We start from the raw sequence: 15,731 nt of genomic DNA, 5'->3' as shown, positions 1-15,731 counted from the left end.
TGCCGCGATCGGTCCATAGAATCCGGACGCAGACACAGCGCATCGGAGATTCCGGCATGCTCAAGACAATCGTCATCGGCAATCATCTCTCGATCCAGGGAACCTTCGTGCAGATGCTGCGCGACGGTCTCTGCCAGGTCCGGGTCGGCACCCAGACCTTCACCGGGCGCCCGATCTCGGGCTGAGACTCCGGGCGCGGCCTAGAGCCACCCCGCCATGTTCTCGGCCGCGATCTCGGCCAGCGCGTCCATATGCGCCGCGTCGTCGTTCAGGCACGGGATGTAGGTGAAACGCGCGCCGCCGGCGTCCTCGAAGCTCTCGCGGATCTCCTCGTTGATCTCTTCCAGCGTCTCGATGCAATCGGCGCTGAAGGCCGGCGCGATAACGGCGATGTTGCGACGTCCCGCCTCGGCCAGCCGCGCCACCTCCTCGACGGTGTAGGGCTTGAGCCACTCCTCCGGGCCGAACCTCGACTGGAAGGTCGTCACGATCCGGTCCTCGTCCCAGCCCAGACGCTCGCGCAGCAGCCGCGTCGTCTTCTGGCACTGGCAGTGATAGGGGTCGCCCTCCGTCAGGTACCGTCGCGGCAGCCCATGATAGGAGCAGACCAGCATCTCGGGCGGCGTCTCGGCCAAGGCGTAGGCCCGCTCGACCGAGGCGGCCAGCGCGTCGATATAGCGGGGGTCCGCGAAATAGGGGGCGACCGTGCGGCTGGCCGGCTGCCATTTCAGCTTCATCAGCCCGCGAAAGAACTGGTCGTTCGCCGTCGCCGCGGTCGCGCCGGCATATTGCGGATAGAGCGGGAAGAACACGATCCGCTCGCACCCCGCCGCCTGCATCTCGGCCACCTTGGCGATCGTCGACGGCTTGCCGTAGCGCATGGCGTAGTCGACCATCACCCGGTCCCCGAACCGCGCCTGCATCCGTTCGGCCATTGCGGCCGTCTGCGCCTTGGTGATCGTGGCCAGCGGGCTCTCGTCCGCGTCGTTGTTCCAGATGGAGGCATAGGCCTTGCCGGATTTCGACGGCCGCGTCGACAGGATCACGCCCTGCAGGAGCGGCTGCCACAGGAACGGCGAATAATCGATCACGCGGCGATCGCTCAGGAATTCGTTCAGGTAGCGCCGCATCGGCCAATAGGACGTCCCGTCAGGCGTGCCCAGGTTGGCCAGCAGCAGCCCGACCTTGCCCATCCGGACGGGCGGATGATCCGCCGGTGCGTCCGCCAGGGGCAGCTTGTCCATCCTGTTCATCGCTCACCGTCCAGTTCGGTCACGCCCAGCGCATCCGCCAGCCGGGCCTGCGCCGATCCCGGCCGCAGGGGTTTCGGTTGCGTTTCCGACGGGGCCCATCCGTTCAGGAAGATCGTCTGGAACGTCGCCGATATGCCGTCGCCCGAAGGGAAGGCAGCACGGTAGATACGGTCGGCGCGGTCGAACAGATCGCGCGGCGGCGTGCGGCGATGCCGCGCAGCCAGCGCGTTGGTCTCGCCCATCGCGCGAAGGTCCCGCGCCAGATGGGCGAGGTCGCGATAACGCACCGCCAGGTTGGTGACGTCGGCCACCGGCAGGGCCAGGCCCGCGCGTTGCAGCAGCCCGCCCAGATCGCGCGTGTCGGCCATGGGCAGGACACGCGGGCTCAGCCCCCCCGTCAGCTCGACCTCCGCCTGGCCGAGGGCCGCGCGCAACTCGTGCAGCGTCTCTCCGCCCGGCAGTGCGACGATCAGCGCGCCATCCTCGACCAGGGCGCGGCGGCACTGGATCAGCTGGCCCACGGGGTCGTCGGACCAGTGCAGGCACATCGCGTGCACGATGAGGTCATGCGCATCGGGCGCCAGCGGCAGCGTCTCGCCGTCGGGCACGATCCGCGCGCCGGGCACGACGTCGCGCCACAGTTCCGGATGCGCCGTCACCAGGGCGGGACGTCTAAAGGTTCTGTTAACGTCTTTCAGTCTTTCCTGCACCTCGCCCATCGCCGCCTCGTGCAGGAACCATGCGCTTCCGTCGGCGCGGGCGCGGTGCAGGGCAAGGGCGGACCGGTCGGTCAGGGGCGGTTGCGACATGCGGGGGATCTAGGCCATGGACACGGTGTTGCAAAGGGCCGGCGGGACGCTGCGCCGGGCGCTCTACCCGACCACCTGCATGATGTGCGACGCCCGGGTCGAGGCCGAGGGCGGGCTGTGCCCGACCTGTTGGGCCGACACGCCGTTCCTGTCCGGCGCCTGCTGCACCGGCTGCGGGATCGCCCTGCCCGGGCAGGATGACGGGCCCGCGCGCTGCGACGATTGCCTTGTCTTTGCGCGGCCCTGGGACGAGGCGCGCGCGACGCTGGCCTACGCGGGGACGGGGCGGCGGCTGGTCCTGGCGCTCAAGCATGGCGACCGGACGGAACTGGCGCGCGGCGCCGGGCGCTGGATGCATCGCCGCGCCCGCGACATCGTGACGCCCGAGACGATGTTCGTGCCGGTACCGATCCACCGCTGGCGGCTTCTCGCGCGGCGCTACAACCAGGCCGCGCTGCTGGCGCAACAGATCGCGCGCGAGGCCGGAGGCACGTTCGCGCCGCTCACGCTGACCCGCCACCGCCGCACACCCAGCCAGGACCACCGCGGCGTGGCCGACCGGTTCGCCAACGTGGCCGGCGCGATTTCGCTGTCGGGCCGCGTGTCGGTCGCGGGTCGCGATGTCGCGCTGGTCGACGACGTGATGACCTCGGGCGCCACGCTGGCCGCCTGCGCCGACGTCCTGCGCGCCGGCGGGGCGGCCCGGATCACGGCCCTGATCCTCGCGCGCGTTGCGAAGGATCGCTAGGCGCAATATGTCGGAGGCGACCGCCCGCCCGGAGATCCGCCGATGAAACCCGTCGATGTCTACACCCAGCCGCTCTGCGGGTTCTGCACCGCGGCCCTGCGCCTGCTGGCGACCAAGGGCGCGCAGGTGACCGAGATCGACACCGCCCGTCAGCCGGGCAAGCGCGCCGAGATGATCCAGCGGGCGAACGGCGCGCGGACCACGCCCCAGATCTTCGTGGGCGACACCCATGTGGGCGGCTGCGACGACCTGTTCGCGCTCGAGAACGCGGGCAAGCTCGACGCGCTTTTGCAAGGCTGATGCGGGTCGGCCTGCTGCAGCTGTCGTCGACCGACGACCCGGACGCGAACCTGACGGCGACCCGCGCGCTCCTGTCCGAGGCGGCGGCGGACGGCGCCGAGTTCGTGCTGACGCCGGAGGTGACGAACTGCGTGTCCGGCGACCGCGCCCATCAGCGCGCCGTCCTGCGGCCCGAAGCCGACGATCCGACGCTGGCCGCGCTTTGCGCGGACGCCGCCCGTCTGGGCGTCTGGATCCTGATCGGCAGCCTGGCCTTGCGCACCGCCGACGCCGACGGGCGTTTCGCGAACCGGTCCTTCCTGATCGACCCCGCCGGCCGCGTCGTGGCGCGCTATGACAAGATCCACATGTTCGACGTGGCCGTCAGCGAGACCGAGACCTATCGCGAATCCGCCGGTTATCGTCCCGGAAGCCGCGCGGTGCTGACGCAGACGCCCTGGGGCCGGGTGGGCATGACGATCTGTTACGACCTGCGCTTTCCCGCGCTCTACCGCCGCCTGGCGCAGGCGGGGGCCGACTTCCTGACCGTGCCGTCGGCTTTCTCGACCGTCACCGGGGCGGCGCATTGGCATCCATTGCTGCGCGCCCGCGCGATCGAGACGGGGTGTTTCGTCCTGGCGCCCGCGCAGACGGGGGATCATGCCGCCGCAACGCCCGCGGACGCAGGGCCCGGCACGGCGCCGCGGCGCACCTACGGGCATTCGCTCGTGGTGGCGCCTTGGGGCGAGGTGCTGCTGGACGCGGGCACCGAGCCGGGCGCGCACGTGTTGGCGATAGACCCGCAGGAGGTCGCGGCGGCGCGGGCCCGGATCCCCTCGCTGGGCGCCGACCGTCCCTGGGACGGACCATGAGCGACGACGCCGACAAGCTCGCCGTCGCGCTCTTCTCCGAGATGCTGACCGCCGATCAGCTCGTCCGGGCCCGTCTCAGCCGCGCCCTCCCGAAAGGGATGGCGCTGTCGCATTTCATCGTCCTCAACTATCTCGCCCAACACCGCGAGGAGCGGAGCCCGGCCGAGTTGGCCCGCATCTTCCACCTGACGCGGGGGGCGATGACGAACACGCTGGCGCGCCTGGAATGGGCGGGACACGTCCACGTGCGCCCCGACTGGGACGATGCGCGGCGCAAGCGCGTCGCCATCAGCCGCGCGGGCTTGGCCGCACGCGAATCCGCGCTGGCCGCGATCTTGCCCATCATGTCCGAAGCCGTCCGCGAGATCGGCGAGGCTCGGACGCGTGCCGCGATCCCCGTCCTGCGGGTCATGCGCCAGACCTTCGGCACCCGCGAGGACGAGACCTAGCCGGACCGATCCATGCCGTCAGTCACGGCGGCGCACCATCAGCTGCGTGCCTTCCATCCGCGTCTCCAGCCGCTTGATCTCGCCCACCAGGTCCGAGAGTTTGCGCTTACCGTAGGTGCGCGTATCGAAATCGGGCACTTCGGCCATGATCTGGCTGCCGAGCGCGCCCATGGCGTACCAGTCGTCATCCTGGTCCATCCGCTCCATCGCGCGCAGGATCAGCGGCAGCGCGTCCATCGGCTTGCGCTTGGTCGGGCCGTCCTTGCGGGCGGTCGGGACGTCGTCGGTCAGGTTCTCGATCATGATGAACCGGTTGCAGACGTTGCGCAGGCTTTCGGGCGCCTTGCCCTCGCCGATGCCGACGACCTCCAGCCCCTCCTCGCGGATGCGGCTGGCGAGACGGGTGAAGTCGCTGTCGGACGACACCAGCACGAACCCGTCGAACCGACCCGAATGCAGGATGTCCATCGCGTCGATCACCAGGCCGATGTCGCTGGCGTTCTTGCCCTTGGTGTTCGCCGTCTCCTGATGCGCGACGAGGCCCAGCTCCAGCACCTTGTCGGCCCAGTTCCGCAGATGCCCGCCGGACCAGTCGCCATAGACCCGGCGCAGCGCGGGCTCGCCCAGGCCGGTGATTTCCTTGAGGATGGCCTCGGCATACTTGGCGGGGATGTTGTCGGCGTCGATCAGGACGGCGAGGAGGGGGCGATCGCGTTGCGGCATGACCCGCTCCTAGCGCGGCCGGGGCGCGGGGTCCATCCGTCCGAAGTCCGTCGCCTCCGCCCCCTTCAGCCGCAACATCGCACGCGCGTCGTCAGGCGTGGCGGCGGCGTGGCCCAGCCCCTCGATCAGGGCGCGGACATGGGCGACCTGCTGCGCGTTGCTTTCGGCCAGCTTGCCGGGGCCGAGCCAGAGGCTGTCCTCCAGCCCGACGCGCACATGCCCGCCGAGTGCTATGGATTGCGCGGCGATCGTCATCTGGTTGCGCCCGGCGCCCAGCACCGACCATTCGTAATCGTCCCCGAACAGGCGGTCGGCGGTGCGGCGCATATGGGCCACGTCCTCGGGGTGGGCGCCGATCCCGCCCAGAAGGCCGAACACGGATTGCACGAAGAATGGCGGCGCGATCAGGCCGCGATCGGCGAAATGCGCCAGCGTGTAGAGATGGCCGATATCGTAGCACTCGACCTCGAACCGGGTGCCGTTCTCGGCGCAGGCGCGCAGGATGTGTTCGATATCGGCGAAGGTGTTGCGGAAGATGCGGTCGTCGGAGCCTTCCAGATAGGGCCGTTCCCAATCGTGCCGGAACGTGTCGTAGCGCGTCAGCATCGGGTAGAGGCCGAAATTCATCGACCCCATGTTCAGCGACGCGACCTCGGGCGCGAAATGCAGGGCGGGCTGCATCCGCTCCTCGACCAGCATCGTGGGCGCGCCGCCGGTGGTGATGTTGACCACCGCGTCGCAACCCTGCCGGATCCGGTCGAGGATCGGGGCGAAGGCGTCGGGCGACTGGTCGGGCTTGCCGGTCTCGGGGTCGCGCGCGTGGATGTGGACGAGCGCCGCGCCCGCCTCGGCCGCGCCGATGGCCGCGTCGGCGATCTGGTCCGGCGTCACCGGCAGGTGCGGCGACATGCTGGGCGTGTGGATCGCGCCTGTGACGGCGCAGGTGATCATGACCTTGCGGGGCATCGCGACCTCCGTATCTTCTGGCAGCGTGGGAGGTGGGCGATGGACATGCAACTGAAAGATGCCCGCGTGATCGTGACGGCGGGCGCGGACGGCATCGGGCTGGAGATCGTGCGCGCGTTCCTGGCGGAGGGCGCGCGGGTGGCGATCTGCGACGTGGATGCCGACGCGCTCGACGCCGTGGCGTGCGAGCTGCCCAACCTGCGGGCGGAGGTCTGCGACGTCGCCGATACCGACGCCGTCGAGGGCTTCGTCGCCCGCGCCATCCACCATCTGGGCGGTCTGGACGCGCTCGTGAACAATGCCGGGGTCGCCGGACCCACGGCGGGGGTCGAGGATGTCGATCCGGCCGATTGGGCGCGCACGCTGGATGTCTGCCTGACCGGGCAGTTCAACTGCACCCGCGCGGCGGTGACGACCCTGCGGGCCAGCGACAACGCCTCGATCACCAACATGTCCTCGGCGGCCGGGCGGCTCGGCTTCGCGCGGCGGACGCCTTATGCCGCGGCAAAATGGGGCGTGATCGGGTTCACCAAGTCGCTTGCGCTGGAGCTGGGGCCGGACGGGATCCGGGCCAACGCGATCCTGCCGGGCCTCGTCGCGGGCGACCGGCAGCGCCGGGTGATGGAGGCGCGGGCCCAAGCGCAGGGACGCGGCTTCGCCGACGTGGAGGCGGACGCCTTCGCGCATGCCTCGATCAAGGACTACGTCACGGCGCGGCAGCTGGCCGATCAGGTGCTGTTCCTGGCGTCCCCGCGCGGGTGCACGATCAGCGGTCAGGCCATCGCGGTGGACGGGGATCTGGGAATGCTGGGCTAGCCGTCCCGCGCGCAGGGCCGGGCGGTGCGGATGGCCAAGGCCAGGTCGGCCGCCCCCGCGCCCGCCAGATCGCCGTGGATCTGCAGGTGGCCGCCACGGATCGGGGTCTGGAGCCTCGGGGCGACCAGAACGGTGTCGCAGCGCAGGAGTTCGACGATTTCACCGACATGACGGGTGGTGAACGCCCCGAAGTCCCGCGCCGCCGCCTCCGTCAGGCGGATCGCCACGATGTCGGACCCGTCCCAGCCCTCCGCCACCCGCGCGCCCTCGATGGCCTCCGGGCCGAAGGACAGAACCTCGCCACCCGGGGCGCGAACGGTCAGCGCGTCCTGCGCCGCGGCGGGCGCGGTGATGAGGCCGAGGAGGAAAGCGAGCCGGATCAATAGACGACCACGCTGCGGATCGACTCGCCCGCATGCATCAGGTCGAACCCCTTGTTGATGTCCGAAAGCGGCATCGTGTGGGTAATCATCGGGTCGATCTCGATCTTGCCGTCCATGTACCAGTCGACGATCCGCGGGACGTCGGTGCGGCCGCGGGCGCCGCCGAAGGCCGTGCCGCGCCAGACGCGCCCGGTGACGAGCTGGAAGGGCCGCGTCGCGATCTCGGCCCCGGCGGGCGCGACGCCGATGATGACGCTCTCGCCCCAGCCCTTGTGCGCCGATTCCAGCGCCGTGCGCATGACCTCCACGTTGCCCGTCGCATCGAAAGTATAGTCCGCCCCGCCGCCCGTCAGGGCGACGAGATGCGCGACCAGGTCGCCGTCGACATCCTTCGGGTTGACGAAATCGGTCATTCCGAAGCGGGTGGCCATGTCCACCTTGGACGGATTTATGTCGACGCCCACGATCTGGTGGGCGCCCGCCAGCCGCAGCCCCTGGATCACGTTCAGGCCGATCCCGCCCAGCCCGAACACGATGGCGCGCGATCCGATCTCCACCTTGGCCGTGTTGATGACGGCGCCGATGCCAGTGGTCACGCCGCAGCCGATATAGCAGATCTTGTCGAACGGCGCGTCCGCGCGCACCTTGGCCAGCGCGATCTCGGGCAGGACGGTGTGGTTGGCGAAGGTCGAACAGCCCATGTAGTGCAGGATCGGATCGCCATCGAGCGTGCGGAACCGCGACGTGCCGTCCGGCATCAGGCCCTGGCCCTGCGTCGTGCGGATCGCCTGGCAGAGGTTGGTCTTGGGGTTCAGGCAATAATCGCAGGTCCGGCATTCGGGCGTGTAGAGCGGGATGACGTGATCGCCCTTCTTCAGCGTGGTCACGCCGGGGCCCACATCCACAACGACGCCTGCGCCCTCATGCCCCAGGATCGCGGGGAACAGGCCCTCGGGGTCGGCACCGGACAGGGTGAACTCGTCGGTGTGGCAGATGCCGGTCGCCCTGATCTCCACCAGGACCTCACCCGCCTTGGGGCCTTCGAGTTCGACATCCATGATCTCGAGCGGTTTCCCGGCCTGGACGGCGACGGCGGCCTTGGTGCGCATGTGATCCCTCCCGCGTTATTGCCTGACAGGCTGGGATATCGGCGGATGGATTGCAACGAACGAGTGGAGGCCCCGAGATGAAACGCGCAATTCCCTTTCTGATGCTTCTGGCCGCCTGCCAAGTGGAGGACGCCGCCCCCGATGATCCATGCCGGGCCCGGGAATACGCGGCACTGGTCGGCGCAAATATCGCCGCCGTGAGCCTGCCGGCGGATCTGAACCACCGCATCGTCCCGCCGGATTCGGCGGTCACGCTGGACTTCGTACCGGAGCGCCTGAACGTGCTGGTGGACCGGCAGGGCCGCATCTTCGGCCTGCGCTGCGGCTAGGCCGGGATCGGGCCGCCCGCCTCGGCCATCGCGAGGTGCAGGTCGGCCAGATCGGCATCGCGCCCGGCTGTCAGCGCGGCCATCACCATGCCGTCCTTGACGTAGCGGGCGAGGAACGGGCCGGACGGGTCGCCGTCGAACATGATGTCGTCCCAATCCTCGGCATGGCCGACATAGCGGTACTGCCGGGCGAGTGCGGTCCAGAAGAACGGGATGTCGTCCGTAGGCCCGGCCCGGCCCAGCATGGCGCGAGCGGCGCGGATGCCGTGTTGACGCGCGACGCGCCAATGTTCGATCCGAGCGGGGCCGAAGGGGGTCGGCGCGCGGGCGCAATCGCCTGCGACATGAACCCCCGGCCGGCCAGGGATCGACAGGTCGGAGGCGGTTTCGACCCCGCCACCCTTGCCGGTCGCTATGCCGTCGATATCGACCGTCGCGGGGCGCACCCCGATGGCGAGGAGGACGAGGTCGGCGTCGATGACCGTGCCGTCCGCAAGCGCCACGCCGGTGACCTTGGCGTCGCCCTTCACGCATTCGATCTCCGCGCCGGGGATGAAGATCACGCCGGCGTCTTCGTGTTCGGCCATGATAGTGCGGCCGACCTTTTCGCCGAGGATCCTGGCCAGCGGCACGTCCTCGCGCATCGCCACGGTCACGTCGAGGCCGCGCTTGCTGAGCGACAGGGCCGCCTCCAGCCCGATGAAGCCCCCGCCGATCAGGACGGCCTTCTTCGCCTGCCCCGCGGCATCGGCAATCCGCGCGGCCTCCTCGGCGGAGCGGAGGGTGTGGACGCCGGCAAGATCGGTGCCGGGCAGGTCCGGCACGTTGGCGATGCCGCCCGGCGCCAGCAGCAGCGCGTCGAAGGCATGGGTTCCGCCATCCGCCAGCGTCACGCGGCCCTCGGTCACGGCGGTCACACGGGCCGCGATCCGGGTGATGTCGCGAGTGGCGAGACCGGCGGCATCGGTGGTGGTCAGCTCGTCCACCGTCTTGCCGCCGGCCAGCACGGCCTTCGACAACATGGTCCGGTCGTAGGGCGCGCGGGTCTCGGGCGAGATCATCGCGATCGACCCCTCGAACCCTTCCTCGCGCAGGGTCAGCGCGCAGGCCTCGCCCGCCGCGCCCGATCCCGCGATGAGGATCCGGCGGGGGTCGAGACCCTTCGCTGCGTGATCGGGTATGACATGCGGGTCGGCGTCCTCGGGCACGTCGACCGACACACGCCCGTCCGTCACGGTCACGTCATAACGGCGCAGGTCGCCATGGCCCGGCGGCTGCGTCTGGCGACCGGTGCGGGCGTCGAAGCAGGCGTGGTGGAAGGCGCAGATGATCGTGTCGCCGCGCACCACGCCCTTCGACAGCGGCAAGCCCAGATGCGGGCAGGCATGGGCGAGCGCGGTCACCTCATCGCCCCGGCGGATCAACAGGATCGGCGTGTCGCCCGCCATCGCCTTGTGCGGCGAGCCTTCGGGAATGTCGTCCAGGGCGGCGGTGTCGAAACGGGGCATCGGCGGATCTCCTGGCTATTCACGGGAACAAGTCGCGCGACGGCTTGCATGTTCCGAACCCCTTCCCTATATCCCCGATCAACAGCGGCGCCCACGGGCTCCACCGGGAAAGATCGACGGGCCGCGGGCCCGTTTTTTTGTGCCCGATTCTGAAAGACTGGAAGTTCGATGTCCGACCTCATCGCCAAGACCGCGCTGGACAAGCGCCTGGCCGATATCGTCGCCCCCGTGGTCGAGGATATGGGGTTCGAGCTGGTGCGCTTGCGGCTGATGTCGGGCAAGACGGCGACGCTTCAAATCATGGCCGACAAGCCCGAGGGCGGGATCGAGGTCGACGACCTGGCACGGATCAGCACCGAGCTTTCGGCCGTGCTGGACGTCGAGGACCCGATCGAGAGCGAATACACGCTGGAGGCGTCGAGCCCCGGCATCGACCGCCCGCTGACGCGACTGAAGGATTTCGAGGCCTGGGCCGGGTACGAGGCGCGGGTCGAGACGACCGAGCTGATCGACGGCCAGCGGCGGTTCAAGGGCACCCTTCAGGGGGTCGAGGGCGACGAGGTGCTGATCGAGATCGAGCAGCACGGGCAGACGCCCACGATCGGGCTCAAGTTCGACTGGCTGTCGGATGCCAAGCTGATCCTGACGGACGACCTGATCCGCGAGGTTCTGAACGCGCGCAAGGACAAGGGTCAGATCGACGAGACCCAATTCGACGAAGTGACAACGCTCATGGACGGTGAGGAAGACAAGTAATGGCCATCACATCCGCAAACCAGCTGGAACTGCTGCAGACCGCCGAGGCGGTCGCCCGAGAGAAGATGATCGACCCCGCGCTGGTCATCGAGGCGATGGAGGAGAGCCTCGCCCGCGCGGCCAAGTCGCGCTACGGCAGCGAGATGGACATCCGCGTGTCGATCGACCGCAAGACCGGGCGCGCGACCTTTACCCGGGTGCGCACCGTGGTCGAGCCCGAGGAGCTGGAAAACGAGAAGGCCGAGTTCACGGTCGAGCAAGCCAAGCCCTATATCGACGACCCCAAGGTGGGCGACACCTTTGTCGAGGAGGTCCCCCCCGTCGACATGGGCCGCATCGCCGCGCAATCGGCCAAGCAGGTGATCCTGCAGAAGGTCCGCGAGGCCGAACGCGACCGCCAGTTCGAGGAGTTCAGGGACCGCGCCGGCCAGATCATCAACGGTCTCGTCAAGCGCGAGGAATACGGCAACATCATCGTCGATATCGGCGCGGGCGAGGCGGTGCTGCGCCGCAACGACAAGATCGGCCGCGAGAGCTATCGCCCCGGCGACCGCATCCGCGTCTACATCAAGGACGTGCGCCGCGAGGTCCGGGGGCCGCAGATCTTCCTGTCGCGCACCGCGCCCGAGTTCATGGAAGAGCTGTTCAAGATGGAGGTGCCGGAGATCTATGACGGCGTCATCGAGATCAAGGCCTGCGCCCGCGATCCCGGCAGCCGGGCCAAGATCGCCGTCATCAGCTACGATTCGTCCATCGACCCCGTGGGCGCCTGCGTCGGCATGCGCGGCAGCCGGGTGCAGGCCGTCGTCAACGAGCTGCAGGGCGAGAAGATCGACATCATTCCCTGGACGGACGACGCCGCGACGTTCCTGGTGAACGCGCTGCAGCCCGCCGAGGTCTCCAAGGTCGTGATCGACGAGGAAGCGGAGCGCATCGAGGTCGTGGTGCCCGAAGAGCAGCTTTCGCTTGCCATCGGACGGCGCGGCCAGAACGTGCGGCTGGCGTCGCAGCTGACCGGGCTCGACATCGACATCCTGACCGAGGAGGAGGAATCGAAGCGTCGCCAGGCCGAGTTCGAGGAACGCACCAAGCTGTTCATGGACACGCTCGACCTGGACGAGTTCTTCGCCCAGCTGCTGGTCTCCGAAGGGTTCACCAATCTCGAGGAGGTCGCCTATGTCGAGACCGACGAGCTTCTGGTGATCGACGGCGTGGACGAGGACACCGCCAACGAGTTGCAGGCCCGTGCCCGCGACTTCATCGAGGCGCAGAATGCCAAGTCGATGGAGGCCGCGCGCGCCGCCGGTCTGCAGGACGACCTGGCGAATTTCGAGGGCCTCTCGCCGCAGATGCTGGAGGCATTGACGGCCGACGGCGTCACCAGCCTGGAGGAGTTCGCGACCTGCGCCGACTGGGAGCTTGCCGGCGGCTGGACGGTCGAGAATGGCGAGCGCGTCAAGGATGACGGCCTTCTCGAGCCCTTCGACGTCTCTCTGGAGGAAGCCCAGGACATGATCATGACCGCCCGCGTCATGCTGGGTTGGGTCACGCCCGAGGATGTCGTCGGATCGTCCGAGGACGAGACCGAGGACCAGCCCGAGGAGGCCGGGGCGTGATCGCCCCGGACCGTTACCCTGACCCGCGGCGGCAGAGACAAGACACGCGACGAGCCTGAACGTCGCTGCATCGTGACCGGCGAGACCGGGCCCAGGCAGGGTCTGGTCCGCTTCGTCGTGGGCCCGGAGGACACGATCTTCCCGGATCTGGCGAACAAGCTGCCGGGGCGGGGAATCTACGTCTCCGCCACGCGCGGGGCCTTGGAAAAGGCCGTCGCGAAGCGCATGTTCTCCAAGGGCGCGAAAAGGCAGGTCCGGATCCCCGATGGATTGGTCGACCTGGTGGAGGCCGGCCTTCTCAAGCGCCTGCAGGACGCGATCGCCATCGCCCGGAAGGCCGGGCGCGCGATCGCGGGCTACGAGAAGGTCAAGATCATGCTCGACCGCGGCGAGGCGCAGGTTCTGCTGCAGGCCACCGACGGATCCGAGCGCGGGAAGGGAAAGCTGTCGACGCCGGAAGGCGGCAAGTGGATCGGCTTCCTGACCGCGGACGAGCTGGGCCAGGCTTTCGGACGGGACCGCGTGATACACGCCGCGGTCGCGTCTGGAACCTTGGCGCGGCGTATTGTAGAGGAAGCCGCAAGGCTTCAAGGCATCAGACAAGTTGATGGTGGCACTCCGGCCGCCAAGAAGGATATCGGGAACGCATGAGCGATCAGGACGGCAAGAAACCCCTCGGCCTCGGAGGCGGCGCCCGCAGCGGCACCGTCAAGCAGAGCTTCGCCCGCGGGCGCACCAATAACGTCGTGGTGGAGACCAAGCGCAAGCGCGTGGCGGTGCCCAAGCCGGCCGCGCAGTCGGCCGCCGTGGTCAACGCGCAGGGCGGCAAGAAATCCGGCACCACCGACGCCGAGATGGACCGTCGCCTGAAGGCGCTGCAGATGGCCAAGGCCCGCGAGGCCGAGGACGCCGAACGCCGCGCGCGCGAGGAGAAGGAGCGCGAGGACGAACGCGCCCGCCGTCGCGCCGAGATCGAGAACAAGGAGCGCGAGGAGCGCGAGCGCGCCGAATTGGCCCGCCAGCGCGCCGAGGAGGACGAACGCCGCCAGCGCGAAACGCGCGAGGGCAAGACCGCCCCGATCGAGCCGGCCGCCGCCCCCACCGCCGACAAGCCCGACCGTCAGCGCAACCTGGGCCCCGATGCGCGTCCGGGCCGCAATGACGGCCCGCGCAAGCGCGACGACGATTCCGGCAAGCCGCGCGGCGGCGAGCGGCGCGGCGGCAAGCTGACCGTGAACCAGGCCCTGGCCGGTGGCGAGGGTGGACGCCAGCGCTCGCTGGCCTCGATGCGCCGCAAGCAGGAGCGGCAGCGTCGTGGAGGCCCCAGCACGCCACAGGAGAAGGTGACCCGCACCGTCAAGCTGCCCGAGACGATCGTCGTCTCGGAACTGGCCAACCGCATGACCGAACGCGTCGCCGCCGTCGTCAAGGCGCTGATGCAGAACGGCATGATGGTGACGCAGAACCAGGTGATCGACGCCGACACGGCCGAGCTGATCATCGAGGAGTTCGGCCACAAGGTGCAGCGCGTCTCGGAAGCCGATGTCGAACAGGTCATCGACGTGGTCGAGGACAAGGCGGAGGACCTGGTCGAGCGAGCCCCCGTCATCACCATCATGGGCCATGTCGACCACGGCAAGACCTCGCTTCTGGACGCGATCCGAAAGACCAAGGTCGTCTCGGGCGAGGCCGGCGGCATCACCCAGCATATCGGCGCCTACCAGGTCGAGGCGGGCGGCAAGACGCTTTCGTTCCTCGACACGCCGGGCCACGCGGCCTTCACCTCGATGCGCGCGCGCGGCGCGCAGGTGACCGACATCGTCGTGCTGGTCGTGGCCGCCGACGACGCGGTCATGCCGCAGACGATCGAGGCCATCAACCACGCCAAGGCAGCCGGCGTTCCGATGATCATCGCGATCAACAAGATGGATGTGGCCGGTGCGGATTCGAACCGCGTCCGGACGGAACTGCTCCAGCACGAGGTGATCGTCGAGGAGATGTCGGGCGACGTGCAGGATGTCGAGGTTTCGGCCCACACCGGCAAGGGTCTTGACAAGCTGCTGGAGGCGATCGCGCTGCAGGCGGAGATCCTGGAGCTGAAGGCGAACCCGAAGCGAGCCGCCCAGGGCGCCGTGATCGAGGCGCAGCTGGACGTGGGCCGCGGCCCCGTCGCGACCGTCCTCGTGCAGAACGGCACGCTGCGCCGTGGCGACATCTTCGTCGTGGGCGAGCAGTGGGGCAAGGTCCGCGCGCTGGTCAACGACCAGGGCGCGCGCGTGAACGAAGCCGGGCCGTCGGTGCCGGTCGAGGTTCTGGGCCTGAACGGCACGCCCGAGGCGGGCGATGTCCTGAACGTCGTCGAGACCGAGGCCCAGGCCCGCGAGATCGCCGAGTATCGCGAGCAGGCCGCGAAGGACAAGCGCGCGGCGGCCGGTGCGGCCACGACGCTGGACCAGATGATGGCGAAGGCCAAGGAAGACCAGGGCGTCAGCGAACTGCCGATCCTGGTCAAGGCCGATGTGCAGGGCTCGGCCGAGGCGATCGTGCAGGCGATGGAGAAGATCGGCAACGAGGAGGTCCGCGTGCGGATCCTGCACTCGGGGGTCGGTGCCATCACCGAAAGTGACATCACCCTGGCCGAGGCATCGGACGCGCCGGTCATCGGCTTCAACGTCCGCGCCAACGCGCCGGCGCGGGCCGCTGCAAACCAGAAGGGCGTGGAGATCCGGTATTATTCGGTGATCTACGACCTGGTCGACGACATCAAGCAGGCCGCATCCGGCCTCCTGTCGGCGGAGATCAAGGAGACCTTCATCGGCTATGCCGAGATCCGCGAGGTCTTCAAGGTCACGGGCGTCGGTCAGGTTGCGGGCTGCCTCGTCACTGAGGGGATCGCGCGTCGTTCGGCGGGCGTGCGCCTGCTGCGCGACAACGTGGTGATCCACGAAGGGACGCTGAAGACGCTTAAGCGCTTCAAGGACGAGGTCAAGGAAGTGCAGTCCGGACAGGAATGCGGCATGGCCTTCGAGCGCTACGAGGATATCCGCGTCGGCGACGTCATCGAGATCTTCACCCGCGAGGAGGTCGAGCGGACGCTGGCCTGAGGCAGCGCGCT

Annotated in this window: 18 protein-coding genes; 11 read left to right on the top strand and 7 right to left on the bottom strand. The window is 69.0% G+C overall.

The features are described from left to right. Positions 1 to 56 precede the first annotated feature (56 nt). Positions 57 to 185, top strand: coding sequence for a hypothetical protein (locus tag MWU52_RS18035; RefSeq protein ID WP_281494132.1), 129 nt, complete (start codon positions 57 to 59; stop codon positions 183 to 185). Positions 186 to 200: 15 nt separating this feature from the next. Here the strand turns inward: MWU52_RS18035 and hemH are convergent, their stop codons facing one another. Both hemH and MWU52_RS13865 read right to left on the bottom strand, forming a co-directional pair. Further along, a complete protein-coding gene (hemH, locus tag MWU52_RS13870) occupies positions 201 to 1,244 on the bottom strand; it encodes a ferrochelatase (RefSeq protein WP_246953229.1) in 1,044 nt (347 codons plus the stop codon). 5 nt (positions 1,245 to 1,249) lie between these two features. After that, the gene (locus MWU52_RS13865; protein WP_246953227.1) at positions 1,250 to 2,062 is read right to left on the bottom strand and encodes a methyltransferase domain-containing protein; all 813 of its coding nucleotides are present in this window, start codon (positions 2,060 to 2,062) and stop codon (positions 1,250 to 1,252) included. Between the two features lie 16 nt (positions 2,063 to 2,078). On the opposite strand from MWU52_RS13865, the gene MWU52_RS13860 reads away from it, so the two are divergent. The 4 genes from MWU52_RS13860 to MWU52_RS13845 are packed head-to-tail and all read left to right on the top strand — an operon-like array spanning position 2,079 to position 4,410. After that, the gene (locus MWU52_RS13860; protein WP_246953225.1) at positions 2,079 to 2,810 is read left to right on the top strand and encodes a ComF family protein; all 732 of its coding nucleotides are present in this window, start codon (positions 2,079 to 2,081) and stop codon (positions 2,808 to 2,810) included. Positions 2,811 to 2,852: 42 nt separating this feature from the next. Further along, complete coding sequence (gene grxC, locus MWU52_RS13855; protein ID WP_246953223.1) at positions 2,853 to 3,110, top strand: glutaredoxin 3; 258 nt, start codon at positions 2,853 to 2,855, stop codon at positions 3,108 to 3,110. Next, positions 3,110 to 3,961 carry a carbon-nitrogen hydrolase family protein gene (locus MWU52_RS13850; RefSeq protein ID WP_246953221.1) on the top strand — a complete coding sequence of 284 codons (852 nt, stop codon included), beginning with the start codon at positions 3,110 to 3,112 and terminating at the stop codon, positions 3,959 to 3,961. The genes grxC and MWU52_RS13850 overlap by 1 nt, the downstream gene beginning before the upstream one ends. Further along, the gene (locus MWU52_RS13845) at positions 3,958 to 4,410 is read left to right on the top strand and encodes a MarR family transcriptional regulator (protein WP_246953219.1); all 453 of its coding nucleotides are present in this window, start codon (positions 3,958 to 3,960) and stop codon (positions 4,408 to 4,410) included. The genes MWU52_RS13850 and MWU52_RS13845 overlap by 4 nt, the downstream gene beginning before the upstream one ends. 18 nt (positions 4,411 to 4,428) lie before the next feature. On the opposite strand, the gene MWU52_RS13840 is transcribed toward MWU52_RS13845, so the two are convergent. Together MWU52_RS13840 and MWU52_RS13835 are read right to left on the bottom strand one after the other, a co-directional pair. Further along, positions 4,429 to 5,133 carry an NYN domain-containing protein gene (locus MWU52_RS13840; protein WP_246953218.1) on the bottom strand — a complete coding sequence of 235 codons (705 nt, stop codon included), beginning with the start codon at positions 5,131 to 5,133 and terminating at the stop codon, positions 4,429 to 4,431. Between the two features lie 9 nt (positions 5,134 to 5,142). Further along, entirely contained in the window at positions 5,143 to 6,099 is a 957-nt protein-coding gene (locus MWU52_RS13835) for a 3-keto-5-aminohexanoate cleavage protein (RefSeq protein ID WP_246953216.1), read from the bottom strand. A gap of 39 nt (positions 6,100 to 6,138) precedes the next feature. Here MWU52_RS13835 and MWU52_RS13830 point away from each other — a divergent pair, with 39 nt between their 5' ends. Next, entirely contained in the window at positions 6,139 to 6,915 is a 777-nt protein-coding gene (locus tag MWU52_RS13830; RefSeq protein WP_246953214.1) for an SDR family oxidoreductase, read from the top strand. On the opposite strand, the gene MWU52_RS13825 is transcribed toward MWU52_RS13830, so the two are convergent. Beyond that, on the bottom strand, positions 6,912 to 7,298 hold the full coding sequence (locus tag MWU52_RS13825; protein ID WP_246953212.1) for a hypothetical protein: 387 nt from the start codon (positions 7,296 to 7,298) through the stop codon (positions 6,912 to 6,914). The genes MWU52_RS13830 and MWU52_RS13825 overlap by 4 nt on opposite strands. Beyond that, on the bottom strand, positions 7,295 to 8,407 hold the full coding sequence (locus MWU52_RS13820) for an S-(hydroxymethyl)glutathione dehydrogenase/class III alcohol dehydrogenase (protein ID WP_246953210.1): 1,113 nt from the start codon (positions 8,405 to 8,407) through the stop codon (positions 7,295 to 7,297). The genes MWU52_RS13825 and MWU52_RS13820 overlap by 4 nt, the downstream gene beginning before the upstream one ends. 77 nt (positions 8,408 to 8,484) lie before the next feature. On the opposite strand from MWU52_RS13820, the gene MWU52_RS13815 reads away from it, so the two are divergent. Continuing rightward, complete coding sequence (locus MWU52_RS13815; protein WP_246953208.1) at positions 8,485 to 8,736, top strand: I78 family peptidase inhibitor; 252 nt, start codon at positions 8,485 to 8,487, stop codon at positions 8,734 to 8,736. Here MWU52_RS13815 and MWU52_RS13810 read toward each other — a convergent pair. Further along, positions 8,733 to 10,244 carry an FAD-dependent oxidoreductase gene (locus tag MWU52_RS13810; protein ID WP_246953205.1) on the bottom strand — a complete coding sequence of 504 codons (1,512 nt, stop codon included), beginning with the start codon at positions 10,242 to 10,244 and terminating at the stop codon, positions 8,733 to 8,735. The genes MWU52_RS13815 and MWU52_RS13810 overlap by 4 nt on opposite strands. A 168-nt stretch (positions 10,245 to 10,412) precedes the next feature. On the opposite strand from MWU52_RS13810, the gene rimP reads away from it, so the two are divergent. Genes rimP through infB form a run of 4 tightly spaced genes read left to right on the top strand, consistent with a single transcriptional unit; the run spans position 10,413 to position 15,720 of the window. Beyond that, a complete protein-coding gene (rimP, locus tag MWU52_RS13805) occupies positions 10,413 to 11,000 on the top strand; it encodes a ribosome maturation factor RimP (protein WP_246953204.1) in 588 nt (195 codons plus the stop codon). Beyond that, positions 11,000 to 12,616 (top strand): transcription termination factor NusA, encoded by a 1,617-nt coding sequence (gene nusA, locus MWU52_RS13800; RefSeq protein WP_246953202.1) that lies wholly within the window; start codon positions 11,000 to 11,002, stop codon positions 12,614 to 12,616. The genes rimP and nusA overlap by 1 nt, the downstream gene beginning before the upstream one ends. Before the next feature lie 18 nt (positions 12,617 to 12,634). After that, positions 12,635 to 13,267, top strand: a complete 633-nt coding sequence (locus MWU52_RS13795; protein ID WP_246954594.1) for an RNA-binding protein — start codon at positions 12,635 to 12,637, stop codon at positions 13,265 to 13,267. Next, complete coding sequence (infB, locus tag MWU52_RS13790) at positions 13,264 to 15,720, top strand: translation initiation factor IF-2 (RefSeq protein WP_246953200.1); 2,457 nt, start codon at positions 13,264 to 13,266, stop codon at positions 15,718 to 15,720. Before MWU52_RS13795 ends, infB begins: the two co-directional genes overlap by 4 nt. Positions 15,721 to 15,731 lie beyond the last annotated feature (11 nt).

The sequence above is a fragment of the Jannaschia sp. S6380 genome (assembly GCF_023015695.1).
Taxonomy (GTDB): Bacteria; Pseudomonadota; Alphaproteobacteria; order Rhodobacterales; family Rhodobacteraceae; genus Jannaschia.
The sequence above is the reverse complement of the archived record's forward strand: the minus strand, read 5'-3'. Positions and strand labels throughout refer to the sequence as shown.